Origin of the sequence: Rhizobium sp. ZPR4, from assembly GCF_040215725.1 — a bacterium.
Classification (GTDB): domain Bacteria; phylum Pseudomonadota; class Alphaproteobacteria; order Rhizobiales; family Rhizobiaceae; genus Rhizobium; species Rhizobium rhizogenes_D.
In genome coordinates, this window is record NZ_CP157967.1 from 1,871,741 (window position 1) to 1,896,429 (window position 24,689).

Sequence of the window (24,689 nt, forward strand, 5' to 3'; positions counted from 1 at the left end):
GCATGTGGCTTTTCATGACAAAAACCGGAAAAGTGCGGCTGCAGCCTAGCGCCATTCGCGCCTGTAGCAAGCCAAGATCATGAAAATATTCCATCTTTCAGTGCCTGCGGAATATTTTCCCCGGATTGAAAATGGCATCCGGATCGAGCGACTCCTTGATCTGACGCATCAGATCGACCGCATCGCCAAGTTCCTGCTCGAGAAATGCCATCTTTCCCTGTCCTATCCCATGTTCGCCCGTGCATGTGCCATCCATGGCGAGTGCACGCGCATTGAGACGCGCGACGAAATCCTCGACAACGACGATGCCCTCCGGCGTCTTATCATCAAACAGGACGAGCACATGGAAATTGCCGTCACCGGCATGGCCGACGATGGGTGCCAGTAGGCCATGCGCCTCGATATCGGCCTGGGTTTTCGCGACGCATTCGGCAAGTCGCGAGATCGGCACACAGACGTCAGTCGACAGGGCAGCCAGTTCCGGCGCCAGCGCGCGGCATGCCCAATAGGCATCGTGACGAGCCTTCCAGAGCTTGTTGCGCTCTTCCGCATTGCTTGTCCAAAGGAATTCGCCGCCGCCGCATTCCGCCGCGATCTCGGCAAATTGCGCCGATTGCAATGCAACTGTCTCGTCGGTGCCGTGAAACTCGAGAAAAAGCGTCGGCTTCTCGTCGTAGCTCAGGCCGGAATAGCGGTTGCAGGCCCGCATCTGCATGGCATCGAGCAACTCGATGCGAGCGACGGGAACGCCCATCTGGATCGTCATGATGACGGCATCGCAAGCCGATTTGATATCCGGAAAGGCGCAGGCGCCGCCGGCGATCTTCTGCGGAATGCCCTGCAGACGCAGCGTGACCGAGGTCAACACGCCAAGCGTGCCCTCGGCGCCGACGAAAAGTCGCGTCAGATCGTAACCGGCGGATGACTTCTTCGCCCGTCGAGCCGTGCGGATTTCCTCGCCATTGGCAGTCACCACGGTCACGGACAGCACATTGTCCTTCATCGTGCCGTAGCGCACGGCATTGGTGCCCGATGCCCGCGTCGATGCCATGCCGCCGATCGAGGCATTGGCGCCCGGATCGATCGGGAAAAACAGACCGGTGTCACGCAGATAGGTGTTAAGCTGCTCGCGGGTAACGCCGGGCTCGACCGTGCAATCCAGATCCTCTGCATTGACTTCGAGAATGCGGCTCATGCGGCTGAGATCGATGGAAATGCCACCTTGCGGCGCATTCACCTGCCCTTCGAGCGAAGATCCCGTGCCGAAGGGAATGACCGGAACCTTGTGTTCGGCGCAAGCCTTGACGACGGCCTGCACGTCCTCGCTCGTTTCGGCAAAGACCACGCCGTCCGGGAGCTGAGCTGGAATATAGGTCGTCGTGTGGGCATGCTGGGCGCGAAAACTTTCACCGGTCTGGAAGCGCTCTCCGAAAGCCTGTTTGAGAATGCCGAGAACGGCCGCTATCCCCGCCTCGTTACGTGCTCCCGCCTTCGCATCAGCCAGAACCATAATCCGAATCTCCCATCGCGATCATCGAAGGGCGTTAACCCTTTTATCGGTTCTATGGGACATCGGCGCGGCGCTGTCCAGTGATGAAAGTCAACCGCGATCGCCGTACTGAGCCATCTCTCAAATCTTTGATCCGAAAGGACCGGAACGGCTTGGACGCGCGGCAGGCAACCCGCACATTAGACACAGCAAGCAGAAGATTGCCCATTTTTTAAGCGGAATGCCGAGCAAACTGATCGCTAGGGATGAACTTCCTCGACACCGAAACCAGAAGCGGCGGAGCTCCGGCATGGTTCCAATGACTGGCACGGGTCTTGCGTTTTGCCTTCCAGCGTTCAAACAGCCCGACTGGAAGGATATTCGATGAAGCGCAGACAATTGCTCACGGCACTCGGCATTGCGATGCTTGCGGTGGGGTCCCTTTCCACCCCGCACGCAGCTCGGGCGGATGCCCTGAGCGACATAACCTCGCGCGGCACGATCCGCGTCGCCGTTCCGCAGGACTTCCCCCCCTTCGGCAGCGTCGGCACCGATATGGCGCCCATGGGCTATGACATCGACATGGCAAACCTGATCGGCGAAAAGCTTGGGGTGAAGACGGAGCTTGTCCCCGTCACCAGCGCCAACCGCATTCCCTATCTGCAGACGAACAAGGTCGATCTGGTGATTTCAAGCCTCGGCAAGAATCCGGATCGCGAAAAGGTCATCGATTTCTCTGACGCCTACGCACCCTTCTTCAACGGCGTCTTCGGTCCCAGCGATGTGGCGGCGGCGAAGCCGGAAGACCTTTCCGGCAAGACGATCGGCGTCACCCGCGGCGCGATCGAGGATCTGGCGCTTTCCAAAGTCGCGCCGCAGGATGCGACGATCAAGCGCTATGAAGATAATAACGGCACCATCTCCGCCTTCCTGTCCGGACAAGTCCAGCTGGTTGCGACCGGCAATGTCGTCGCGGCAGCCATTCTCGCCAAGAACCCGCCGAAGAAGCCGGAGATGAAATTCCTCATCACCAACTCGCCCTGCTTCATCGGCCTGAACAAGAGCGAGGCGGCGCTGCAGAAGAAGGTCGATGAGATCATCGCCGCCGCCAAGGCGGATGGGACGCTCAACAAGATATCGCAGAAGTGGCTGGGCGCTGACCTGCCGGCCAGCTTCTGATCAACGCAGGATCGATCGCGCCGTCATCCGGCGGCGTGGATCGGTCAGAGCGAGGCTTCCTCCCATGCGCTATCATTTCGATTTCGGCTGGCTCGCCGAATACTATCCCACGCTGGTCAAGGGCGTTCTCGTCACGGTGGAGCTGACCCTTATCGGTGCCGTGCTTGGCATCGCTCTCGGCATCGCCTGCGCCTGGGCGCGCGCGCTCGGTCCTGGCTGGCTCAAGCCCTTCGTCGCAGCTTATGTCGAACTCATCCGCAACACGCCGTTCCTGATACAGCTCTTCTTCATCTTCTTCGGCCTGCCCGGTATCGGCGTCCAGATGAACGAGATGACCGCCGCCAATCTCGCCATGGTCATCAATCTTGGCGCCTATAGCTGCGAGATCATCCGCGCCGGCATCCAGGCGACGCCTCGTGGCCAGTTCGAAGCCGGCGCCAGCCTTGCTATGACCCGGTTCGAGACCTTCCGGCATGTCGTCCTCGTGCCATCGCTGCAACGCATCTGGCCGGCGCTGTCATCGCAAGTCGTCATCGTCATGCTTGGCTCCTCCGTCGTCTCGCAGATCGCCGCCGAAGATCTGACCTTCGCGGCAAACTTCATCCAGTCGCGCTCCTTCCGCGCCTTCGAAGCCTACTTCGTATCGACGGCGATCTACCTCGCGCTCGCGATCCTGCTCAGGCAAGTGCTTGCGGCCGTGGGTACGTTGATCTTTCCACGCAGGGTCCGCCAATGATCCAGTTCACCACCTGGGATATTCTGCGCGGCCTGCTAATGGCGACGCGCTGGACGATCCTCCTCTCGCTCGTCTCTTTCGCCGGCGGCGCCATCGTCGGCGCGATCCTGCTGTTCCTGCGCATCGGCAAGGCAAAGGCCGGTCGCGTCGCCGTCAGATATTTCGTCGAGCTGTTTCAGGGCACTCCGCTGCTGATGCAGCTCTTCCTGGCCTTCTTCGGTCTCGGCCTGTTCGGCATCGACGTGCCGGCCTGGCTGGCTGCGGGCGCCGCACTCACCCTCTGGTCGGCTGCTTTCCTCACCGAAATCTGGCGCGGCTGCGTCGAGGCGGTCGCCAAAGGGCAATGGGAGGCCTCCGCCAGCCTCGGCATGGGTTATATCCAGCAGATGCGCCACGTGATCCTGCCGCAGGCACTGCGCATCGCCGTGCCGCCGACGGTCGGCTTTTCCGTGCAGGTGGTCAAAGGCACGGCCCTCACCTCGATCATCGGCTTCGTCGAATTGTCGAAGGCCGGCACCGTCATCACCAATGCGACCTTCCAGCCATTCACCGTCTACGGCTTCGTCGCCCTCATCTATTTCGCCCTGTGCTGGCCGCTGTCGAAAAGCAGCCAGATTCTGGAGAGGAAGCTCAATGTCGCTCATCGAAATCACTGAAGTCCGCAAGAGCTTTGGCACCAACGAGGTTCTCAAGGGCATCAACCTCGATGTCGAGCCCGGCGAAGTCATCGCCATCATCGGCAAGAGCGGTTCGGGAAAATCGACGCTGCTGCGCTGCATCAACGGGCTCGAGACCATCAATGACGGCTCGATCTCGGTGGCCGGCGCGCAGCTTTTGCCGGACGACCTGCACCTGAAGGCATTGCGGCTGAAGGTCGGCATGATCTTCCAGCAGTTCAATCTCTTCCCGCATCTGAGTGCGGGACGCAACGTCATGCTCTCGCAGATGGTCGTCAAGAAGACCGCCAGGGCCGAAGCCGAGGCCATGGCGCGACGCATGCTCGACCGCGTCGGCCTTGGGCACAAGTTCGACGCCTATCCGGATGAACTCTCCGGCGGGCAGCAGCAGCGCGTCGCCATCGCGAGAGCGCTTGCCATGCAGCCGATCGCGCTTCTCTGCGACGAAATCACCTCTGCCTTGGACCCGGAACTAGTCGCCGAGGTTCTCGCTGTTGTCCGCGAACTGGCAAGCGAAGGCATGACGCTGCTGATGGTGACCCATGAGATGAAATTCGCCCGAGACGTCTGCTCCCGCGTCGTCTTCATGCACCAGGGCCGCGTGCACGAAATTGGGCCGCCCGGCAAGGTCTTCGCCAATCCGCAGACACCCGAACTCAAGCAGTTTCTGGGTCTTCACTGAAGAGCGATCAGCCGCTCGGTCCTGCGCCGCGCACCATGCTGCTCCATGCGCCGGGCGCGATGCCAAAGGCTTTCTTGAAATGCCGGGTCAGATGGCTCTGGTCGGCAAATCCCGTCGCAGCCGCGACCTCGGCAATCGGCTCACCTTCTACGATCAGCGCTTTTGCCTGCTGCAGTCTCCGCATCAGGAGGAACCGGTGCGGGCTGGTGGCGAAGGCGGCGCGGAAATGCCGCGCGAGTGCAAAGCGGTCCAGGCCGGTGATGCGCTCGAGCTCCTGAGACCGCACGCTGCTGGTGACATGCGCCTCGATATAATCCCGAACTGCTTTCACCTGCCCCCAGGCGATGCTCCCCAGTGGGCGCAGCGGCAGGCGTGCGTGCTGCACGAGGCCATCGGCGAGGCGTGAAACGAAATCGTCGACGAAGAGTTCGTCCAGCTCGCGATCGAGCTCGCCGAGCGCCGCCAGCAACAGGCCGGCGAGGCGGTTATCTTCCACCACGGGGTCGCCGACGAAAGGCAGGCCGATCCGCGCCGCCTCCAGGCATTGAACCAGCACCGAAGGTTCCAGATACAGCATGCGGTAGATGAGCCCGTCCTCGGTCGCGGCTCCACCGTCATGCAACTCGTCGGGATGAAGGATAATGACCCGCCCCGGCAGGCTGTAGCGCTGCTCGCCGCGATAGCGGAACGTCTGCACGCCGCGCATGGTGACGCCGAGCGCATAGGTATCGTGCCGGTGCAAATCGAAGGCATCGCCGCGAAATTGCGCCTGGATGCGCTCAATGCCCGGATAGGCCGGCGCAGACAGGATGCGGTTGGCCTCCGGCGTCGCGCACAAACGTTCAAGACCCTCGAAGATCTGTCCGGCTACATCGTCGTGCAATGTCCCATTCCCAGACTGCATGAAAGTGACCATCGATGTTCGATACCAAAATCACGATCGTTTTGCGAAGCGACCTTCAATCCTGGCAAAAGCTGAACGTAACTGCCTTCCTGTCGACAGGCATCGCCGGACAACATCCCGACATCATCGGCGAACCCTATCGCGATCGTACCGGCAACGTCTACAACGCTTTGTCGATCCAGCCGATCATCGTGCTCTCGGCCGATCAGGAGAGCATCGCCACCATCCACCGCCGCTCGCTTGAGCGAGGCATCATTTCTTCCATTTTCATTGAGGAAATGTTTTCAACCGGCCATGACGCGGCCAACCGCGCCGTCTTCTCCGAATTCACGCCCCAAGATGCCAAGGTCGTCGGCATCGCCTTGCGCGCCGACAAGAAAACCGTCGACAAGATCACCAAGGGCGCGAGCATGCATGCGTGATCGGACGCGCATGGAAAACGGCCGGATCGTGAGACCCGGCCGCACCTGTTGAAAAAGCTTAGCCGTTCTGCGTGATCGGTGCGATCTGGATCTCGACGCGACGATTCTGGGCGCGGCCAGCCTCGTTCGCATTCGTTGCAACCGGCTGCGACGGGCCGAAGCCGATAGCCGACATGCGGCGCTGGTCGATGCCCTGGCTGCCGAGATAGGACGCAACCGATCCGGCGCGGCGTTCGGACAGATCCTGGTTATGCTGCAGACTGCCGGTTGAATCCGTATGGCCGTTGACGTCGATCAGCGTGCGGTTGAACTTGCGCAGAACGATCGCGACGGAATTCAGCGTCGAGAAGAATTCCGGCTTGATCGCATCCTGGTCGATATCGAAGGTAATCGCCGACGGCATATTGAGGATGATGCGGTCGCCGACGCGGGTCACCGAAACGCCGGTGCCCTGCAGCTGCGCGCGCAGCTCGGATTCCTGCTGGTCCATGTAGTTGCCGATGCCCGCACCCGCGAGCGCACCGACGCCTGCACCGATCAGCGCGGCATTGCGGCGCGAGGCAGGCGAATGACCGATCAGAAGACCGGCAACAGCGCCAACACCGGCACCGATCGCTGCACCGCCGGCTGTATTCGATACCTTCTGCTCACCCGTATAGGGGTCGGTGGTGGTGCATGCGTTCAAAAAGGCTGCCGCTAGGGCAAGCATGGCAATTTTCTTGATCATAGAATCGTCGCTCTCCGGTTCGATGGCCGCAGCAGATATGAAGCATTGCGGCAATATCATGAAGAGAAATCTTATCCTGACCGTTCTCCCCTGTGCATAGAGTGTCGGCGAAACTTTTTGACGAATCTGGCTCACCCGGAAGCATGGAGCCAGCCATTTGCCGACCCCACCAACCTCGACACCGCACAGCTGCAATCAGTGATTCTGGAAGAGCTGCAGAACCGTGTTGTAGCTCGCATTGGCAATCGCAAGGGATTGCAGCCCGAGCTGCTGCTGGGCTTGCAGCGCCATGACCTTGCTCGACTGCTGCTCCATATCGGCATCCACGAGCTTGCCGACGCCGCTGGTCAGCGAATCGGTGAGATTCTTGGCGAACTCGGTTTGAAGGTTGATGCGCGATTCGAGGGAGCCGAAGGCTGACCCGATCGTCTTCAGTTGGTTCAACATTCCCGTCACGGTGTTGACCATGTCGACGATCGCGCCGTGCGTCGTGTTTGCGTCGAGCGATATCTCCACCTGACCGCTCGTATTGCCGTTCTTGCTGCTGACCAGCACATAATTCTCGGCAGCCCCGGCCTCGGCCGCGAAGGATGTCGACGTCAGCACGCCATATCCGCCGGTACCGCTCGACTGGTCATCTATCAGATAACGCGCATCGGCCGAGGTGATCGACCCGGTCGTCGAGCTGACGCCCGCATAGCTCAGCATGCCGATCGTCACGGTACCGTTGGTGCCCCGGATAAGGGAGCCCGGAATCTCATGGGGGTCGGTCGGGTCCGCGCCGTCTTGCAGCACGGTCCAGTTGACCCCGTTGAACGTCGCCGACTCGGCCATACTGCGCAGCTGCTGCTTGAGGTCGGTAAGCTCATCGTTGAGCTTGGTCTTGTCGACGCTGGTTTCGTAAGCGCTGACGAGCTTCGTCCTGATCTCGGTCACGACATCGATCGCGCTGCTGACGCCGGTGGAAGCGGTGCTGACGGTCGAGGCGGCGAGACCAAGCGCATCCTGAACCGACGAAATCGCGCCGATGTCGGTATGCGTCAAAGTCGAGATTTTCCAGTATGTGGCGTTGTCTTTGGCCGACTGAACCCGCAGGCCCGACGACATCTGTCGCTCGGCATTACCCAGTTTGGTCTGGGTGTCCCTCAGCACTTCCAGCGCTGTATTCACAGAGGGACTGACCCTGATGAAGGTCGAAAAAATACTCACGGCACATGAACTCCGGACGCAACAATACGCAACAAATACAAGGAGACATTGAAACCTTGCCGCGGGCGCTCATGCGCGCGGGCCGAACGTGTCGGCGAACGGGGAGCGAGGCAAAAACAACACCTGCGCTCCAGCGGTTACATACCGCTATGATTAGCAAACATGCTTAAGAAAGCACTAAGCGACACGCTTGATTCACCATAAATAAGCGCAATAGCGACAGCGGGCGCAACTCAACCGTGCTCGCCCTATTCCGCAGCCCTGAGATTGGCGAGCTTCAAGCGCAGCGCCGCGTCCGACATCTCGTCATGCAGGCGCTGCTCCTCATGCGTCTGCGGTTTTGCAAAGCGGGCAATCAGCAGATAGGCGACCGGCGTGATGTAAAGCGTGACCAGGGTCGCAAACCCAAGACCGCCGACGATCACCCAGCCGAGCGCAACGCGCGCTTCCGCCCCCGCACCTTCGGCAAAAACGAGCGGCACGCCGCCCAGAATGGTCGCAATCATCGTCATCATGACCGGGCGCAGGCGCAGCGCACAGGCCTTCTCGATGGCCTCACGCACGCTTTCGCCCTTGTCGCGAAGCTGATTGGCGAACTCGACGATCAGGATGCCATTCTTCGCCATGACGCCGACAAGCAGCACCAGGCCGATCTGGCTGTAGATATTGAGGCTCGACCCGGTGATGACGAGCGCAAAGACGGCGCAGGCAAGACCGAGCGGCACCGTGGACATGATGATGACAGACGACAGCACGCTTTCGAACTGCGCAGCCAGCACCAGGAAGATGATGACGATGGCAAAACCGAAAGTGAGCGCCATACCGCTGGAATTTTCTTCTAGCGTCGCCGCTTCGGCGAGCGGCATCAATCGCGAACCTGGCGGTAGGAGCGGCGTTGCGATCCGCGTGACTTCCTCGACCGCCTGCCCGAGCGACATGCCGTTCTTCAGACCGGCCGTGATCGCGACCGAAGCCAGCTGCTGCTCACGGGTCAGCTGCGGCGCAACGGCATTTTCCTTGAGCGATGCGATCACCGACATCGGCACGATCTTGCCGTCGCCTGTCTTCAGGAAGACGTTTTCGAGATCGGTGGGATCGTCGATCGGCCGCATCGTCGACGTCAGCAGCACCGGATAGGATTCACCTGCGACGAACACGTCGACGACGGAGCGCCCCTCCAGCAGCGACTGCAGCGCGACCGAAAGACCTGTGATATCGACCCCGAGATCGGAAGCGCGCTCTCGGTCGATGGTGACGGAGACCTGGGCCTGCGTCGGCTCGTTGTTCAGCCGCGGCGTATCGAATTGGCCGCTCTTGTCGAGCTCTTGCACGAGCTTTAGCGCGGCTTCGGTCAACGCTTCATGATTGTTGCCGATAAGGGCCATCTGCACACCACTGCCGGCACCGCGGATTCTCAGGCTGTTGGCCTGGATGACATTGCCGCGAAGAGCCGGCACGCCGGCCATGGCGCGATTGATGTCAGTAACGATGTCCTGCTGCGTACGGTGCCGCTCGCTCCAGGGCGCCAAGGTCAGCACCATGAAACCGCTGTTCTTCTGGCTGTTCATGCCCGAAATGGCGTAGATATTTCTTATGTCGCCGCTATCCATCAGCGGCTGCAGCCGCTCCTCCACACGTCGGAGCTGGTCCTTCGTGTAATCGAGACCGGCACCCTGAGGCGTGGTGAGACGCAGCATGACCATGGCGCGGTCTTCACTCGGCGTCAGTTCGCTCTTGACGTTCATGAATGCGAAAACCGCTGCAATCGCAAACATGACGCAGAAGACGATGACGACAAAAGGCGCGTTGAGACAGGCCTTGAGCGTGCGGCGATAAACGCCGGAGAAAAGCGCGCCGAAACGGCCTAGCGCTCCATGCTCCTCGCGCATCTCCTTGGTCAGCATGCGCGAAGCGAGCATCGGGCAGAGCGTCAGCGCCACGATCGACGACAGGCCGACGGAGAAGGCAAGCACGAAACCGAACTCACGGAACAGGCCGCCCACCTGCCCCGGCAGAAAGGACAGCGGAATGAACACGGCGGCGAGCGTTGCCGTCGTCGCGATGACGGCGAAGAAGACTTCTCGCGTACCGAGGACAGCGGCGGCGCGCGGCCCGATCTTCTCGGCCCGGCGACGAACGATATTCTCCAGCACAACGATGGCGTCGTCGACCACGAGACCGGTCGCAAGCACGATTGCCAGCAACGTCAGGATATTGACCGAGAAGCCGACCATATAGAGCGCGGCAAGCGTGCCGATGAGCGCCACCGGCATGGTAACGACCGGGATCAGCGTCGCCCGCCAGTCACGCAGGAAGAGATAGATGACCGCGGTGACGATCAGCGCCGACAGGACGAGCGCCAGCACGACCTCGTGGATCGCGCCCTGAATGAACAAGGCATCATCGCTGGTGATGACGATGCGCGTGCCCTCGGGCAGCGATTTCGACAGCTGGGCAACGACGGCCTTCACGCCTTCGGAGATATTCAGTGTATTCGACTGCGCCTGGCGGATGATGCCGAGACCGACACCCTGCACGCCATTGGAGCGCAGCGCGGTCGTGCCATCCCGCGGCCCGAGCGTCACGGTCGCGACATCGGAGAGCCGCACGCGATCCTTGATAATCAGCCGGGAGAAATCCTCCGGCGTCTGCAATGCGGCCGTGGCGCGCACGACGATATCCTGGCGGGCGCTTTTCAACGATCCGGCCGGCACGTCGAGCGCGGCGGTCGCAAGCGCCGTCGTCAGATCACCGATCGTCAGGCCGCGCCCGGCAAGCGCTGCCTGATCGACATCGATGCGGAAAACCTTCTCCTGATCACCATAGAGCTCGACATCGGCAACGCCCTCGACCGAGGCTAGCCGGTCGGTGATCTCCTTGTCGACCAGCTGCGTCAGGTCGTCCATCGTCATCGTGCTCGAGGTGACGGCAAGCCGCATGATCGGCTGCGAATCCGAATCCGCCTTGACGATCTGCGGCGCATCCGCCTGATCCGGCAATTGTTCGGTGATGCGGCCGATAGCGTCGCGGACATCGTTCGCGGCGACGGAAAGATCGGTCGCGTCGGAAAATTCCAGCGTCACCCGGCTCTGGCCGAAGGACGAGCTGGAGGAGACCGATTTCAGGCCGCTGACGCGGGCAACGGCGCCCTCGATGATCTTCGTCAGCTCCTGATCCACCGTCTGCGGCGATGCGCCATCGAATACGGTTCTGACCGTGACGATCGGACGGTCGACGTCAGGCAGTTCGCGCACCTCGACACCGAAATAGGCGGCAAGGCCGGCAACGACCATCAACGTATTGAAGACCAGCGCCAGGATCGGCCGGCGCACGAAGAGTGCAGTAAAGGATTGCTTGGCCGCAGCCGAGCCGGCATCCGTCGTGTCATCGCCATCGGTCATCATTGGGTGATGACCTCCTTGGCCTGAGCGACATCACGGGCAAAGCGAACCTCCCCGCCTTCGGTCACGCGCTGCAATCCCTCGATGACGATAAGATCACCGTTGTGAAGTTCGCCCCTGACAAGAACAGCATCCGGATTGCGTTGCACGATGCTGACCCGCACCTTCGAGGACTTGCCGTTGGTAACACGCCACACATGCGCACCTGCGCCATCCCATTGCACGGCCAACGGATCGACGGAGGGATAGGATTCCCCAGCAAAGCGCATACCGACATTGAAGGACATGCCGGCACGCAGCTCATCGGACGCGTTGTCGATGCGGGCGCGCACGCGCAAGGTCCGGCTCGCGCCATCGACGCGGTTGTCGACGGCCTCGACAACGCCCGTGAATGCTCGTCCCGGCAGCGCCACCGAGGTAGCCTCCACCGGCTGGTCCACCTTGACGGTGTTGGCAAAGCGCTCAGGAACCCAGTAATCCACCAGGACTTCCGAGCGGTCGTCCAGCATGACGATGTTGGTCGCCGTCGTCACGTTATCGCCGACGACGACGGGAACGATACCGACGATCCCGTCGATCGGCGCGACGACATCGCGGCGCTTCAGCGCCAGTTCGGCCGATTGCAGCGCCAGCTTTGCGCCCTGCTCCACGATCTCGGCATCGAACACGTCCATGCGCGAAACAGTGGACTTGATGTTGCGGTAGAGCTGGGATTTTTCGACGGCGCTCTTCAGTGCTACTTCCGCCTGGCCGCGGGCGATGATCTGCTCGTCGTCATCAAGACGCGCCAGCACCTGCCCCTGCTTCACCCTGTCGCCGGACTTGATGAGAATTTCCCGGATCGTGCCCGCCGCCTGCGGCATGACGACGACCGAACGGATGGCGTCACCGGTGCCGATCGCGCTCAGGCGATCATTGACGACGCCGCTGACAACAGGTTCCGTCACGACAAGCGGTATGTTCTGGCCACGCCGTCCGCCGGAGCTTCCCTTCGTCTCTGCTTTTTCATCGGCCGCGCCATCGCGTGGTGCGATCCACGCCACGATCGTCTCGGGAACACCGACCCTCTGCAGCAGGCCCGCCGCACTCGGCACGAAGGCCACGACAGCGGCAATGCCGGCTGCCAGCAAGAAAAAAGACAAGGAAAGCTGCTTCCAGGCGGTCATGCACGTCTCCGGCTCGTTGTGTCAGAGGCGATGAAATCGCGTCGTTTGTTTTCTGTACGGCCCCTCACCCAGCGCACTTAACCGGGGCCAATCTCGGATCAGGCGGCTCTATAACGCAAGATTGTGCCCGATTTGCTGCAATATCGTGTTTTTGTACATATGCAGCAAGTTTCGCCACAGATTATGACAAAGTTGTAATCTTGGCGTGGACAACGAGACGTTTTACCGGCGCATGAACCGATCCGTTCCAATATGAAAAACAGCCCCTGATCGCGCATCACGCCCTGTGAATGTGCACTTTTTGTTCTAGTTTCGGCCCGTTTCTTTTGCCTTTCGGGGTAGAATCATTACATTGGGCCACATGACCATTGGACATGACGACATTCCCTTCTTTGACGAGGAGCCGGAGCACACGGCGCCGCGCCGTTCTGCGCCGGCTTCCGGCAGCATCGGCGGCGGTATCGCGGCCCGCGCCATGGCAGCACGCGACAGCGGCCGCCGGCCAGACTATCTCTCGGGCCTCAATGCCGAGCAGGCAGAAGCCGTGGAAACGCTCGATGGCCCCGTTCTGGTGCTTGCGGGCGCCGGCACCGGTAAGACGCGCGTGCTGACCACCCGCATCGCCCATATCCTCTCCACCAATCGCGCCTTTCCCAGCCAGATCCTCGCCGTGACCTTCACCAACAAGGCGGCGCGCGAGATGAAGGAGCGCATCGCGCTGCTGGTCGGCGGTGCGGTCGAAGGCATGCCCTGGCTCGGCACGTTCCACTCGATCGGCGTCAAGCTGTTGCGCCGCCATGCCGAACTGGTCGGCCTCTCCTCCAGCTTCACCATTCTCGACACAGACGATGTCATTCGCCTGATCAAGCAGCTGATCCAGGCAGAAGGGCTCGACGACAAGCGCTGGCCGGCTAAGCAGTTTGCCGGCATGATTGATACTTGGAAGAACAAGGGCCTCAGCCCAGCCGATATTCCGGAAGGCGACGCACGCGCCTTTGCCAACGGTAAGGGCCGCGAGCTTTATGCCGCCTACCAGAACCGCCTGAAGACGCTGAACGCCTGCGACTTCGGCGATCTCCTGCTGCATCCGATCAATATGTTCCGGCAGAATCCTGATATTCTCAAGGATTACCACCAGCGCTTCCGCTACATCCTCGTCGACGAGTATCAGGACACCAACACGGCGCAATATATGTGGCTGCGCCTGCTGGCGCAGCGGCAGAAGGGTGAGCCGCAGAATGTCTGTTGCGTCGGCGACGACGACCAGTCGATCTATGGCTGGCGCGGCGCCGAGGTGGACAACATCCTGCGCTTCGAGAAGGATTTTCCCGGCGCCAAGGTCATCAAGCTCGAGCGCAACTATCGTTCCACCGAACATATTCTCGGTGCCGCAGCACACCTGATCGCCCATAATGAGGGCCGGCTCGGCAAGACGCTGTTCACCGACCGCTCCGATCCCGACGACATCAAGGTGCAGGTGCACGCCTCCTGGGATTCCGAGGAGGAAGCGCGCGCCATCGGCGAAGAGATCGAGCAGCTGCAGCGCAATAAGCATAATCTCAACGACATCTCGATCCTCGTGCGCGCCTCTTTCCAGATGCGCGAGTTCGAAGATCGTTTTGTCACGCTCGGCCTGAACTACCGCGTCGTCGGCGGCCCGCGCTTCTACGAGCGCCTCGAAATCCGCGACGCCATGGCCTATTTCCGCCTCGTCTGCCAGCCGGCAGACGATCTGGCTTTCGAGCGCATCGTCAATACGCCAAAGCGCGGTCTCGGCGATACCACCGTGCGCACACTGCATGATTATGCCCGCGCGCGCGACATCCCGATGCTGGCGGCGGCGGCCGATATCATCGAGACGGACGAGATGAAGCCGAAGGCGCGCAAGGCGCTGTTCGATGTCGTACAGTCCTTCCGCCGCTGGCAGGGACTGCTCGAAAATACGCCTCATACCGAACTTGCCGAGCAGATCCTCGAAGAGTCTGGCTATACGGACATGTGGAAAAACGACAAATCGGCGGAAGCGCCGGGACGTCTGGAAAACCTGAAGGAACTCATCCGCTCGATGGATAGTTTCGAATCCATGCGCGGCTTTCTCGAACATGTTTCGCTGGTGATGGACGCCGAGCAGAACGAAAATCTCGATGCCGTCTCGATCATGACGCTGCACTCCGCCAAGGGCCTGGAATTCGACACGGTGTTCCTGCCCGGCTGGGAGGAAGGCCTGTTTCCGCATCAGCGCTCGCTCGACGAGAGCGGCCGCGCCGGTCTTGAGGAAGAGCGCCGCCTCGCCTATGTCGGCATCACCCGCGCCAAGCGCCGCTGCCACATCTGGTTCGTCTCCAACCGCCGCATCCACGGCCTCTGGCAGTCAACAATCCCTTCCCGCTTCCTCGATGAATTGCCGGAAACACATGTTCAGGTCGCGGAAGTCGAGCAGTCCTATGGCGGGTATGGCCGCGGCGGCTACGGCCAGTCACGCTTCGACAAGGCCGATCCCTTCGCCAATTCCTACTCCACGCCAGGCTGGAAGCGCGCGCAAGCGAACCGCAACGATGCGACCCGCGACAACTGGGGCAGCCGCTCCGGCCACGCCGTCGAACGCATCGGCTACGGCGAGAGCGGTCCGAAGGTGCGCACCATCGACGGCGAGCTGGTGGCCAAATCGACCTCCGCCGAACCCTCCAAATTCATGGTCGGCGACCGCGTCTTCCACATCAAGTTCGGCAACGGCAATGTTTCCGAGATCGAAGGCAACAAGCTGACGATCGAATTCGACCGCGCCGGGCAGAAACGCGTGCTGGACGGGTTTGTGGAGAAGGCGTGATTAGGAACCGACGTACGACTGGATGACAGCTTGAATTTGCGCTTTAGCTTTAAAGATATCCGCAGTCTGCGTTATGTCGAATCGAGACCCAGCTTTTTCTGCATCGAAGATCGTTAGAAACTTCGTCTTCGAGTTAAAGTGCAATCTGACAATTGGCTTACGATTATTGTCATCGAAATTAATGCCGCAGTAAGATTTCTGATCGCGCATCACAATTCGCGAGACATCTGCAAACTCCGCTCCGATCGCTCGCACTATATTAAACCCGTCAATCTCCTCTTGAGTCGTTTCAATGCCATCACCATCGTCGTTGATTTGGGTGACTGAATCTACGTCCTTTATCGTCGGGATATTCACGTTCTCATTGAATGCTGCACTCAATTTCCTTTGGATTTTTTGACGAACAAGATCTTCAAAGGCACGCTTGATTATCGGCTTGAACTCAGCAACAACAGCTGCTGTCAGCTTGCCATCATGTATTTCCTTGGAGATGAGCCGCACGAATTCGTCATCAGGGTCATTAAACTGCGCTTCTATACAGCTGATTGTCGCCTTCATTCGCTTTAACGTGCTGGCTGAACTCTTGATATCTTCAATAGAAAATTTTTCTTTATGAAATTTTTCTAACTCTTTCAGATCATTGTCATCGTAATCGAAAAGATCGAACTTAAAGAACGGGTTGCTATCAAGCTTGTTCGGTGCATCAAGATCGGTAAAAAACCAGATTTGTATGCCGTTTGTCAAAATCGCAATTGAGCAATCAGTGGTCGAAAAATACCGATAAAGTTGACTGTATTGGGCCTGCGAAAGATTCGCACTGACAGCCTTTGCCTCCAGAATAAATTCGATCCTGTCGTTTATTTTGACAGCATAATCGACTTTCTCTCCCTTCTTCAAACCGACATCAGCTGTAAACTCAGGCACAATCTGCGTTGGATCAAAAACATCAAAACCAAGAGTACGCAAAAATGGCATAACAAGCGCGTTCTTTGTCGCCTCTTCAGTAAGAGCAATATTTTGCGCAGCAATTGCACGCTTCGATAGTTCAGCAACTTGTTCCTTGAACGACATAATTGGCCCCCAAATCGATCCCCAAGCAAACAATATTATATTCGTCGCCGGATGCAATCGATGCGAGTGCATATTTTTGATTGAGTTTAGCTTTTCCGACTCGCGCGGATTGGAGGGCCAATGCAGCGGGAAAATGCTGGAAACGCTGGTATCGACAGTGAAAGATCGAACTGATCGAAAAGACAAATCCCGATTGGCGCGATTTATACTACGAGCTCTGGTGAAACCTCACGCTCTTCGATCATCTGCGCATCCCGATCCTTCAACCATAGCCCGAATTCCTTGACCACGGCCACCACCTTCTCCAGGCGGCTCCCATCTTCCGTCAGCGAATATTCGACCTTCACGGGAACCGTCGGATAGACCGTGCGCCTGATAAGACCTGCCTCCTCCAGCGCGCGCAGGTCGAGCGTCAACATTCGCTGCGAGATCCCCGGCATCAGCCGCCGCAGTTCGTTGAAGCGCTGCGGCCCGTCGACCAGATAGGAAACGATCAGCAGCCGCCAGCGGCCACCCAGCAAATGCATAGCCTCCTCGACGGAGCAGCCAGTCACTGTCTTCTTCATCCTGCGCACCTCATGCTTCAGCCGGTATAATTTTTGTACCTAGATGTCAAATTTTTCCGTTCTTACGATTCTATACCAAGTGGACTACATGGTTCGGCAGCCAGCTTCCAAGGAGAAGCCGGCATAAGAAAACACCATGGAGATCCCAAGTGAAACTTTACTATATGCCCGCCAGCTGCTCGCTCTCGCCGCATATCGTCATCAACGAACTCGGCTTGGACGTGGAACTGATCAAGGTCGATCACACCAGCCACAAGACCGAGACGGGACTGGATTTCTATGGCGTCAATCCACACGGCTATGTCCCCCTTCTCGAACTCGCCGACGGCAATCGCCTGCGCGAAGGACCGGCGATCGTCCAATATCTAGCAGACCTGAAACCCGAGGCCGGATTGGCGCCTGCCGCCGGCACCATGGAGCGCTACAAGCTGCAGGAAATGCTCGGCTTCCTGTCGACGGAAATCCACAAGGGCTTCATCCCGCTTCTCTATGCACGGCTTGCAGGAAACTACGTCGAGACGGCAAGGCCGAAGCTTGAAAAGCGTTATCAATGGATCGACACGCAGCTCGCCGATCGCCCCTTCCTGATGGGTGACGGTTTCACGGTTGCCGACGCCTATCTGTTTGCGCTGACGGGCTGGGGCCAGGCGCCGTGGCTCAAATCCTACTACAAGGCCGGCATCCATTTCGATGAATTGCATAATCTCGAAGCCTGGTATGCCCGCATGAGGCGACGGGATGCCGTGCGGAAATCCATCCATGAAGAGGGATTGGCTTTCGATTGATGGAGAAATGCTCTCCATCAACACCTATCCGGCCAGGGAGCCTGATTGCCTTTCAGGAGATCAAGCTTCCCGCATTGCAGCATTGCAGAATCTGCATCTCTAGCATGCTACCAATATGAGCCTAATCGATTATATCGATTTAAGCGGCTTCGGAGTCCCGCGTTTCCCGCGGGCATTTCGGCAAGCCGCTGCCAGTCCTTCTTCCGGCCCGTTCGGGCTTTTCGCCCGGGTCGAATCTCGAAGCCTGGCAACAACAAGAACCGAGGATAAAAAAAGTGGCTGGCTCAGCAACAAGCTCTGCGCCCACCAGCGCCCGTGCGTCCGCACGCCATGGCCAGGGCAATTACCAATTCGCGCTTATCGCACTCACCTCACTCTTTTTCATGTGGGGCTTCATTACTTGCCTGAACGACATTCTGGTCCCGCACCTGAAGAGCGTCTTTCAGCTCAATTACACCCAAGCGATGCTCATCCAGCTCTGCTTCTTCGGCGCATACTTCATCGTATCGCTGCCCGCCGGGGCACTCGTCAAGCGCATCACCTATAAGTGGGGCATCGTCGTCGGCCTCGCGATCGCAGCCGTCGGCTGCGCCCTGTTCATCCCGGCCGCCAGCTACCGTGTTTACGCGCTTTTCCTGGGCGCACTCTTCGTGCTCGCCACCGGCATCACGATCCTGCAGGTCGCCGCCAACCCCTATGTCACCGTGTTGGGACCGCCGGATACGGCGGCAAGCCGCCTGAACCTGACGCAGGCCTTCAACTCTCTCGGCACGACGATCGCACCCTACTTCGGCGCCATGCTGATCCTGTCCGCCGCGACTGTTGCGGCCGCCAACGCGACGCCAGAACAGCTCGACGCCATCAGGCTTGCCGAAGCCGGCGCCGTGAAGTTCCCCTATTTGCTTCTCGCCGCGGCCTTTCTGGTGCTTGCTGCCGTCTTTGCGGCGCTGAAGCTTCCCGAAGTCGAAGATGAGGAAACCGTCGAGCCTATGCGCGGCGGCGGCTCTGCCTGGCAGTATCGCCATCTCGTGCTCGGCGCTGTCGGCATCTTTCTTTATGTCGGCGCCGAAGTCAGCGTCGGCAGCTTCCTGGTGAACTTCCTGAGCCAGCCCGATATCGCCCATCTCTCCGAGGCCGATGCCGCCCACTACGTCTCCTATTTCTGGGGCGGCGCCATGATCGGCCGTTTCGTCGGTTCGGCAATCATGCGCCATATCGATGATGGCAAGGCGCTCGCCTTCAATGCCGCTGCGGTCATCGTGCTGCTGGTCACCACCGTGCTGACAACAGGCCATGTCGCCATGTGGTCCGTACTGGCGATCGGCCTGTTCAACTCGATCATGTTCCCGACGATCTTCAGCCTGGCGCTGCACGGCCTCGGCAAATATACGAGCCAGGGCTCGGGCATCCTGTGCCTCGCCATCGTCGGCGGCGCCATCCTGCCGGTCATCCAAGGCGGTCTTGCCGATACGATCGGCATTCACCTTGCCTTCCTGATGCCGATCATCTGCTACGTCTACATCGCCTTCTATGGCCTCAAGGGCCACAAGCCTGCGTAGCCTTTGCCAACCATCGCGCCTCGCCGCCTTCCTCGGCGGGGCGCAAAGGGCTTGATCCGAAGCGCGCGGCTTGGCATCGTGCGGCGCAACAAAACGGAAGGACAGGCCTCATGAAAGCGCTGCTGCTCATCGATATCCAGAACGGCTTCTGCCCCGGCGGAAACCTGCCTGTACCGGATGGAGATCAGGTGGTGCCTGTCGCCAACAAGCTCATCGACAGCGGCAGATACGATCTGATCGTCGCCTCGCAGGACTGGCATCCGGCCGGCCACGGCAGCTTCGCCTCTTCTCATTCCGGCAAGAAGCCCTTCGAAATGGGCACGCTCTCTGGCAAGCCGCAGATGATGTGGCCCGACCACTGCGTCCAGAACAGCAAAGATGCCGAGTTCCACCCTGCCCTTCATCTCGATGCCGTCGATTTCATCCAGCAGAAGGGCCAGAACCCCGCGGTCGATAGCTATTCCGCCTTCCGTGACAATGACCAGGCAGCCCTTACCGGGCTGGCGGCTTATCTGCGCGACAAGGGTGTCACCGAACTCGATCTGTGCGGGCTGGCAACGGATTATTGCGTGAAGTTCTCCGCGCTCGACGCCATCGAAATGCTACCCGATGCCACCGTCCGCTTTATCGAGGATGCAAGCCGCGGCATCGATCCTGCCGGTGTCGCTGTGGCAATCGACGACATGCGAGCCCGTGGTGTCGCGGTGATCAGCAGCCAGGATGCACTTGCGTAAAATCGCGCGAGCCCGGCTAAACCTTCTCTAAACAAAATGATGCAAGCTGTTCCCGATTAATGAGATATCGGGACCTTAGCGTGCAGTCGATTGTCATCAACGGGCGTTTCCTCAGCCAGCCCTTGTCCGGCGTGCAGCGCTTCGCGCGCGAACTGACGCTGGCGCTCGACCGCAAGATCTCCTCAGGCGCCTTGCCCGCTGCGCTGAAGGGCGCACGCTGGCGTCTGGCCGTGCCGCGCAATACGCCCATCGATATAAGGCTCTCCGCCATAGAGATTGATAGCTTCGGTTCCGGCCCTGGTCATGTCTGGGAACAGACATCCCTGCTGTCCCGCTCGCGCGGCAGCCGGCTCATCGGCTTTGGCGGCAGCGGCCCGCTCCTGCACCGCCGCCAGGCCGTCGTTATCCATGACGTAACGATCTTCCGCCACCCGCAATCCTTCAAGCGCAGCTACCGCCTGCTGCATGGTGCGCTTGGTACGGTGCTGACGCGCACCGCAAAGATCGGTACTGTCTCCGAATTCTCGCGGCAGGAGCTCGCCTCGGTGTTCCGGGTTCCCACGGCCGGCATCGACATCGTCTACAATGCCGTCGATCATTACGCCGCCATCGAGCCGGATGAGGCCGTCATGCAGCGGCTTGGCTTGAAAACGAACGGCTTCTTCCTGCTCGTCGGGACGATGAAGCCGAACAAGAATCTCGATTTCGCCATCCGCGCCTTCGAGGCGCTCAAGGATGACAATCAGAAGCTCGTGGTCGTCGGCGGCTCCGCACCGACCGTCTTCAAATCGGACAACCAGCAATCGAATGACACGCTGCTCTTTCCCGGCCGGCTCACCGACGCGGAAATCGCCGCCCTGGAGCGCCATGCCACGGCTTTCGTTTTCCCGAGCCTCTACGAAGGCTTCGGCATCCCGCCCCTGGAAGCGATGACACAGGGTTGCCCGGTACTTGCAGCCGATATTCCTGCCGTACGCGAAGCATCGGGCGATGCCGCGCTCTACTTCGACCCCTTCCGGCAGGACGAGCTCGTTTCCGCGATGCGAAGGATCGCCACGGACGAGGCACTGCGCCAGGATCTGCGCCGACGCGGCCATGAGAACGTCACGCGTTTCTCCTGGGACGGCAGTGCCGATCGCGTCCTGTCCATTCTGGAAGATCTCTAGGAGATTTCAGGACCGGGGCTGCGACCGGAACATCGTGACGAGATAGCTATAGAGGCCGAGCAGACAGAAAAGCGCGCCGCCGACAACGCCGACCGCCACCGAGATCCAGAGCGAATAGCCGAAACCGCCCGTCGCCAGCACTGGCAGAGCCAGTCCGATGGCCGACAGGACGACGGGCGGCCAGACGAAATCGAAGGCAAGGGACATCATGACCTTCACACCGATCGTCATGGCGCACAGCGCGCCGATCATGCCGCCGGCCATGAGGGCGGCATCATTGAAAGAGCCTAGATAGCCGCCGATGAGCGTGCCCGCATTCAGCAGCACGCAATCCAGCGCAGCGAGCAGGAAGATCGTCAGCAGCCTGTGCTGCAGATGCGCAGGAGTGGGCATCATGTTGGCCGTCAGCGCACGGCATGTCGCAAGACCGATGACAAAGGGGGCGACGGCAAGAAACTCGTTACGCAAACCGGCGGCGATGACCAATTGCCCGACAGGCTGCAGCAGCGCGAAAACGCCGGCGGCGGTCATCAGCGTCAGACCGGTCAGCAGCGAATAATATTGCCCAAGCTGCTTGGCAAAGGCAGGCGTCCGGCCATCGCGATCATAGGTCGTGACGACATCGGGATATTGAATGGCCTGCAGGGCAGAGACGATCAGGACGAAGGGTCTCTGCAGCAGATCAAGCGCCAGAAGTGCACCGGCGGCACCGCCCGCTCCCAACGTCGCCGTGAGGATCGATTTCAATCCCAAAGGCGAGAGCATACCGATAACGGAGGCGCTCGCGGCAACGCTGCCATAGACGAAATGCTTGCGTACCAGTGACTTCTCGAAGGAAGCCGCCTCGTGAAGACCGTTACGGGTCAGAAATGCGGCAAGGAGCCCGTAGACAAGATAGCCGGCTAACAGACCGATGACGGTATATGTAAAAGTCGGAGCAATGGCGGCACCCGCAAGCGTGCCGATTGCCAGAATCGTGGCGCGCGAGCCCTGCAGCCGCGAGAAGACACGAAACTCCTGGCGGAAACGCAGCATGGTCAGATGCAGGTCGCTGCCGCCCTGGAAGATCGCAACCAGCCCGCCAAGCACGGCAATCTCTGCCGAGACCGAAAAAAAGATCGAAGCAGAGGCTGCTATCAGGCAGATCGCTGAGCACGCTGCAAATTCCACCGTCAGCGCCTTGCGCTCAAGGGCTTCGCTTCCTGGCCCCTGCCCCGGATAAAAGCGGCTACACGCAAAGCGAACCCATTCGAAGCAGAAGATCGCCGCAAACTGGCTGATCGAGATGAACAGCGAATAGGCCGCATAGTCCGCCGGGGCCAGCAGATGCGCAACCGCGATCAGCAGCCCGAAAGCTACCGCCGCCTGATAGAAATATGCAGCCAATGCCACGATCTTTGCCATGGCTGCAGCTAACAGCAAAAGATTGAGGAAAGCGCTAATCCCGCAGGAGCAATTGCCGCATTTGACGCACTCGCGCGCTACGGACCGCTTCAGAAGCCGGGCGGGTTTTCACTCCCGGAAAATCTGCTCGATCGGCAACATCAAACCAGCGGTAACGCTATTTTCTGTTCGCCTCTGCGCTCATCCAGGCAATGACGGTCTCAAGGGCTGTGGATTTGCGATAGCGGGGCCAGACGAGATAGAAGTCGGATGGACCGCTCAGCGATCCCTCGATGACCTGCGTCAGGCGCCCTTCCATCATGTCTCGCGCCACGAAATCGCGGTTGGCAAGGACAATGCCCTGACCCGCGATGGCCGCCTCGATCGCATGCGATGTCTGGTTGAAGCTGATCCCCTTGTAGGAAGCCTGTGCTGCTCGCCCAAAATGCCTGTCGATGAATTCGGGCCAGGAATTATGAGCGTCGTGAAGGAGTGCGTAGTCGGCAAGCTCCTCCGCCGTCCTTGGCGGTGTTCGGTCCTGCAGCAGCACCGGGCTGCAAACTGCAATGATCTCTTGCTCGAAGAGCAATTCGGTCGCCAAACCCGGCCCGAAGGGTGGCCGCCCATAGCGTACGGCCAGATCCACCCCATCCGCCTGAAAGCCCGACATGCGTTCCGTTGCAAGGATATGAAGATCGAGATCGGGATGACGAGCCGTAAAATCCGGCAGGCGCGGAATCAGCCATTTCGAAGCGAATGTCGGCGTGGTACTGATGGTGAGCCTGACGGGTTGCGGCCTGAGATCGCCCGTTGCCTGGGCAATGATTTCAAAGGCACGCCTGATATCGGCGATATAGCCTCGCCCCTCGCCCGTCAGCACCAAACTTCGCGGCATCCGCTCGAACAGCTTTACGCCGAGTTCGGCCTCCAGCCCGCGAACCTGCTGCGCGACGGCGCCCTGCGTAACCCCGAGCTCCTCGGCCGCCAGTCTAAAGCTGCGATGGCGCGCAGCCGCCTCGAATGCCTTCAGGCCGTTCAGAGAGGGAAGTTTACCGGGCGAACCATTCATGCGATAGTTTTTCTACTGGCGGACAGGAGTTTAACTGTTTCGCTCTCGCGCAGAGATGATGATATTTCATCGATGATTTCGAGGCAATCAGTTCCAGCGGAACAAGATGAAGGAGGAAGCACACATGTCGATAGAAAAAGTGGCGGTTATCACGGCAGGCGGCAGCGGCATGGGCGCCGAAAGCGCCAGGCGTCTTGCGGCCGATGGCTTCCAAGTCGCTATCCTCTCCTCCTCCGGAAAGGGTGAGGCTCTTGCTCAAGAGCTTGGCGGCATCGGCATTACCGGCTCCAATCAGTCGAATGACGATCTCAAGCGCCTGGCCGATGCAACAATGCAAAAGTGGGGGCGGATCGATGTGCTCGTCAACAGCGCGGGCCACGGTCCGCGTGCGCCGATCCTGGAGATCACCGACGAGCAATGGCACACCGGCCTCGACGTCTATCTGATGAACGTCGTTCGTCCGACACGCCTCATCGCCCCCATCATGCAAAAGCAGAAATCCGGCGCGATCATCAACATCTCCACGGCATGGGCATTCGAGCCGTCAGCAATGTTCCCGACATCGGCAGTCTTCCGGGCAGGCCTTGCCTCCTATACCAAGATCTTTGCCGACACCTATGCCGCCGACAACATACGCATGAACAACGTGCTGCCCGGCTGGATCGACAGCCTGCCGGCAACCGAAGCGCGCCGCGACAGTGTCCCGATGCAGCGCTACGGCACCAGCGCCGAGATCGCCGCCACTATCGCCTTCCTCGCCTCCGACGGGGCCGGCTACATCACCGGCCAGAACCTCAAGGTCGATGGCGGCTTGACCCGCTCGGTCTGATTTTCCGGCGCAGTTGCACCATTTCCGCTCCCTCGGATGATGTTCCGGGGAGCGGTTTTCCCACGAGACCGCGGCAACGACGCCTTTCCTCAATGGTCTCACATGCCG

Annotated in this window: 21 protein-coding genes and 1 pseudogene; 12 read left to right on the forward strand and 10 right to left on the reverse strand. The window is 59.9% G+C overall.

What is annotated here, in order from left to right:
- Window positions 1–97: 97 nt before the first annotated feature.
- On the reverse strand, window positions 98–1,510 hold the full coding sequence (locus ABOK31_RS09235; protein ID WP_349958684.1) for an FAD-linked oxidase C-terminal domain-containing protein: 1,413 nt from the start codon (window positions 1,508–1,510) through the stop codon (window positions 98–100).
- Between the two features lie 402 nt (window positions 1,511–1,912).
- Between ABOK31_RS09235 and ABOK31_RS09240 the strand changes: the two genes are divergently transcribed.
- The 4 genes from ABOK31_RS09240 (at window position 1,913) to ABOK31_RS09255 (ending at window position 4,763) form a co-directional block, all read left to right on the forward strand.
- Window positions 1,913–2,668 carry a transporter substrate-binding domain-containing protein gene (locus ABOK31_RS09240; protein WP_349958905.1) on the forward strand — a complete coding sequence of 252 codons (756 nt, stop codon included), beginning with the start codon at window positions 1,913–1,915 and terminating at the stop codon, window positions 2,666–2,668.
- Window positions 2,669–2,732: 64 nt separating this feature from the next.
- The gene (locus tag ABOK31_RS09245) at window positions 2,733–3,404 is read left to right on the forward strand and encodes an amino acid ABC transporter permease (protein ID WP_174179874.1); all 672 of its coding nucleotides are present in this window, start codon (window positions 2,733–2,735) and stop codon (window positions 3,402–3,404) included.
- Window positions 3,401–4,060 carry an amino acid ABC transporter permease gene (locus ABOK31_RS09250; RefSeq protein ID WP_349958686.1) on the forward strand — a complete coding sequence of 220 codons (660 nt, stop codon included), beginning with the start codon at window positions 3,401–3,403 and terminating at the stop codon, window positions 4,058–4,060. The genes ABOK31_RS09245 and ABOK31_RS09250 overlap by 4 nt, the downstream gene beginning before the upstream one ends.
- The gene (locus ABOK31_RS09255) at window positions 4,038–4,763 is read left to right on the forward strand and encodes an amino acid ABC transporter ATP-binding protein (RefSeq protein ID WP_349958688.1); all 726 of its coding nucleotides are present in this window, start codon (window positions 4,038–4,040) and stop codon (window positions 4,761–4,763) included. The genes ABOK31_RS09250 and ABOK31_RS09255 overlap by 23 nt, the downstream gene beginning before the upstream one ends.
- A gap of 7 nt (window positions 4,764–4,770) precedes the next feature.
- On the opposite strand, the gene ABOK31_RS09260 is transcribed toward ABOK31_RS09255, so the two are convergent.
- Window positions 4,771–5,646 (reverse strand): AraC family transcriptional regulator, encoded by an 876-nt coding sequence (locus ABOK31_RS09260; RefSeq protein WP_349958689.1) that lies wholly within the window; start codon window positions 5,644–5,646, stop codon window positions 4,771–4,773.
- A 35-nt stretch (window positions 5,647–5,681) separates the two neighbouring features.
- On the opposite strand from ABOK31_RS09260, the gene ABOK31_RS09265 reads away from it, so the two are divergent.
- Window positions 5,682–6,089, forward strand: a complete 408-nt coding sequence (locus ABOK31_RS09265; protein ID WP_349958691.1) for a DUF2000 family protein — start codon at window positions 5,682–5,684, stop codon at window positions 6,087–6,089.
- Window positions 6,090–6,147: 58 nt separating this feature from the next.
- Here ABOK31_RS09265 and ABOK31_RS09270 read toward each other — a convergent pair whose 3' ends face one another.
- From ABOK31_RS09270 to ABOK31_RS09285, 4 genes are all read right to left on the reverse strand, one after another.
- The gene (locus tag ABOK31_RS09270; protein WP_174179884.1) at window positions 6,148–6,816 is read right to left on the reverse strand and encodes an OmpA family protein; all 669 of its coding nucleotides are present in this window, start codon (window positions 6,814–6,816) and stop codon (window positions 6,148–6,150) included.
- 195 nt (window positions 6,817–7,011) lie between these two features.
- Window positions 7,012–8,025: a flagellin gene (locus ABOK31_RS09275; protein ID WP_349958693.1), complete on the reverse strand. Its 1,014-nt coding sequence runs from the start codon at window positions 8,023–8,025 to the stop codon at window positions 7,012–7,014.
- 248 nt (window positions 8,026–8,273) lie between these two features.
- Window positions 8,274–11,429 carry an efflux RND transporter permease subunit gene (locus tag ABOK31_RS09280; RefSeq protein WP_349958695.1) on the reverse strand — a complete coding sequence of 1,052 codons (3,156 nt, stop codon included), beginning with the start codon at window positions 11,427–11,429 and terminating at the stop codon, window positions 8,274–8,276.
- The gene (locus tag ABOK31_RS09285) at window positions 11,426–12,592 is read right to left on the reverse strand and encodes an efflux RND transporter periplasmic adaptor subunit (protein ID WP_349958697.1); all 1,167 of its coding nucleotides are present in this window, start codon (window positions 12,590–12,592) and stop codon (window positions 11,426–11,428) included. The genes ABOK31_RS09280 and ABOK31_RS09285 overlap by 4 nt, the downstream gene beginning before the upstream one ends.
- Before the next feature lie 361 nt (window positions 12,593–12,953).
- On the opposite strand from ABOK31_RS09285, the gene ABOK31_RS09290 reads away from it, so the two are divergent.
- Complete coding sequence (locus ABOK31_RS09290; protein ID WP_349958698.1) at window positions 12,954–15,419, forward strand: UvrD-helicase domain-containing protein; 2,466 nt, start codon at window positions 12,954–12,956, stop codon at window positions 15,417–15,419.
- Here the strand turns inward: ABOK31_RS09290 and ABOK31_RS09295 are convergent, their stop codons facing one another.
- The gene (locus ABOK31_RS09295) at window positions 15,420–16,490 is read right to left on the reverse strand and encodes a type I restriction endonuclease (protein ID WP_174179894.1); all 1,071 of its coding nucleotides are present in this window, start codon (window positions 16,488–16,490) and stop codon (window positions 15,420–15,422) included.
- A 105-nt stretch (window positions 16,491–16,595) separates the two neighbouring features.
- Here ABOK31_RS09295 and ABOK31_RS09300 point away from each other — a divergent pair.
- Window positions 16,596–16,714 (forward strand): annotated as a pseudogene (locus ABOK31_RS09300) (GIY-YIG nuclease family protein); the annotation flags it as partial.
- On the opposite strand, the gene ABOK31_RS09305 reads toward ABOK31_RS09300, so the two are convergent.
- Window positions 16,694–17,056: a helix-turn-helix domain-containing protein gene (locus ABOK31_RS09305; protein WP_174179896.1), complete on the reverse strand. Its 363-nt coding sequence runs from the start codon at window positions 17,054–17,056 to the stop codon at window positions 16,694–16,696. The pseudogene ABOK31_RS09300 and the gene ABOK31_RS09305 sit on opposite strands and share 21 nt — an antisense overlap.
- Window positions 17,057–17,205: 149 nt before the next feature.
- Between ABOK31_RS09305 and ABOK31_RS09310 the strand changes: the two genes are divergently transcribed.
- The 4 genes from ABOK31_RS09310 to ABOK31_RS09325 all read left to right on the forward strand — a co-directional run bounded on the left by ABOK31_RS09310 (window position 17,206) and on the right by ABOK31_RS09325 (window position 21,300).
- Window positions 17,206–17,841: a glutathione binding-like protein gene (locus tag ABOK31_RS09310; protein WP_349958701.1), complete on the forward strand. Its 636-nt coding sequence runs from the start codon at window positions 17,206–17,208 to the stop codon at window positions 17,839–17,841.
- A 275-nt stretch (window positions 17,842–18,116) separates the two neighbouring features.
- Window positions 18,117–19,400, forward strand: coding sequence for a sugar MFS transporter (locus tag ABOK31_RS09315; RefSeq protein ID WP_349958703.1), 1,284 nt, complete (start codon window positions 18,117–18,119; stop codon window positions 19,398–19,400).
- A gap of 110 nt (window positions 19,401–19,510) precedes the next feature.
- Window positions 19,511–20,134, forward strand: a complete 624-nt coding sequence (gene pncA, locus ABOK31_RS09320; RefSeq protein WP_349958705.1) for a bifunctional nicotinamidase/pyrazinamidase — start codon at window positions 19,511–19,513, stop codon at window positions 20,132–20,134.
- A gap of 80 nt (window positions 20,135–20,214) precedes the next feature.
- Entirely contained in the window at window positions 20,215–21,300 is a 1,086-nt protein-coding gene (locus tag ABOK31_RS09325) for a glycosyltransferase family 1 protein (protein WP_349958707.1), read from the forward strand.
- Window positions 21,301–21,306: 6 nt separating this feature from the next.
- On the opposite strand, the gene ABOK31_RS09330 is transcribed toward ABOK31_RS09325, so the two are convergent.
- Both ABOK31_RS09330 and gcvA read right to left on the reverse strand, forming a co-directional pair.
- Entirely contained in the window at window positions 21,307–22,704 is a 1,398-nt protein-coding gene (locus tag ABOK31_RS09330; protein WP_349958709.1) for a hypothetical protein, read from the reverse strand.
- A gap of 157 nt (window positions 22,705–22,861) precedes the next feature.
- Window positions 22,862–23,752, reverse strand: coding sequence for a transcriptional regulator GcvA (gene gcvA / locus ABOK31_RS09335; RefSeq protein WP_349958710.1), 891 nt, complete (start codon window positions 23,750–23,752; stop codon window positions 22,862–22,864).
- Between the two features lie 124 nt (window positions 23,753–23,876).
- On the opposite strand from gcvA, the gene ABOK31_RS09340 reads away from it, so the two are divergent.
- Window positions 23,877–24,581, forward strand: a complete 705-nt coding sequence (locus ABOK31_RS09340; protein WP_349958712.1) for an SDR family oxidoreductase — start codon at window positions 23,877–23,879, stop codon at window positions 24,579–24,581.
- Window positions 24,582–24,689: the final 108 nt, after the last annotated feature.

Excerpts from the sequence above, each read along its gene's own strand:
- ABOK31_RS09235 (WP_349958684.1), bottom strand. The coding sequence starts at position 1,510 with ATGGTTCTGGCTGATGCGAAGGCGGGAGCACGTAACGAGGCGGGGATA.
- ABOK31_RS09240 (WP_349958905.1), top strand. The coding sequence starts at position 1,913 with ATGCTTGCGGTGGGGTCCCTTTCCACCCCGCACGCAGCTCGGGCGGAT.
- ABOK31_RS09245 (WP_174179874.1), top strand. The coding sequence starts at position 2,733 with ATGCGCTATCATTTCGATTTCGGCTGGCTCGCCGAATACTATCCCACG.
- ABOK31_RS09250 (WP_349958686.1), top strand. The coding sequence starts at position 3,401 with ATGATCCAGTTCACCACCTGGGATATTCTGCGCGGCCTGCTAATGGCG.
- ABOK31_RS09255 (WP_349958688.1), top strand. The coding sequence starts at position 4,038 with ATGTCGCTCATCGAAATCACTGAAGTCCGCAAGAGCTTTGGCACCAAC.
- ABOK31_RS09265 (WP_349958691.1), top strand. The coding sequence starts at position 5,682 with ATGTTCGATACCAAAATCACGATCGTTTTGCGAAGCGACCTTCAATCC.
- ABOK31_RS09270 (WP_174179884.1), bottom strand. The coding sequence starts at position 6,816 with ATGATCAAGAAAATTGCCATGCTTGCCCTAGCGGCAGCCTTTTTGAAC.
- ABOK31_RS09280 (WP_349958695.1), bottom strand. The coding sequence starts at position 11,429 with ATGATGACCGATGGCGATGACACGACGGATGCCGGCTCGGCTGCGGCC.
- ABOK31_RS09285 (WP_349958697.1), bottom strand. The coding sequence starts at position 12,592 with ATGACCGCCTGGAAGCAGCTTTCCTTGTCTTTTTTCTTGCTGGCAGCC.
- ABOK31_RS09290 (WP_349958698.1), top strand. The coding sequence starts at position 12,954 with ATGACCATTGGACATGACGACATTCCCTTCTTTGACGAGGAGCCGGAG.
- ABOK31_RS09295 (WP_174179894.1), bottom strand. The coding sequence starts at position 16,490 with ATGTCGTTCAAGGAACAAGTTGCTGAACTATCGAAGCGTGCAATTGCT.
- ABOK31_RS09305 (WP_174179896.1), bottom strand. The coding sequence starts at position 17,056 with ATGAAGAAGACAGTGACTGGCTGCTCCGTCGAGGAGGCTATGCATTTG.
- pncA (WP_349958705.1), top strand. The coding sequence starts at position 19,511 with ATGAAAGCGCTGCTGCTCATCGATATCCAGAACGGCTTCTGCCCCGGC.
- ABOK31_RS09330 (WP_349958709.1), bottom strand. The coding sequence starts at position 22,704 with ATGGCAAAGATCGTGGCATTGGCTGCATATTTCTATCAGGCGGCGGTA.
- gcvA (WP_349958710.1), bottom strand. The coding sequence starts at position 23,752 with ATGAATGGTTCGCCCGGTAAACTTCCCTCTCTGAACGGCCTGAAGGCA.
- ABOK31_RS09340 (WP_349958712.1), top strand. The coding sequence starts at position 23,877 with ATGTCGATAGAAAAAGTGGCGGTTATCACGGCAGGCGGCAGCGGCATG.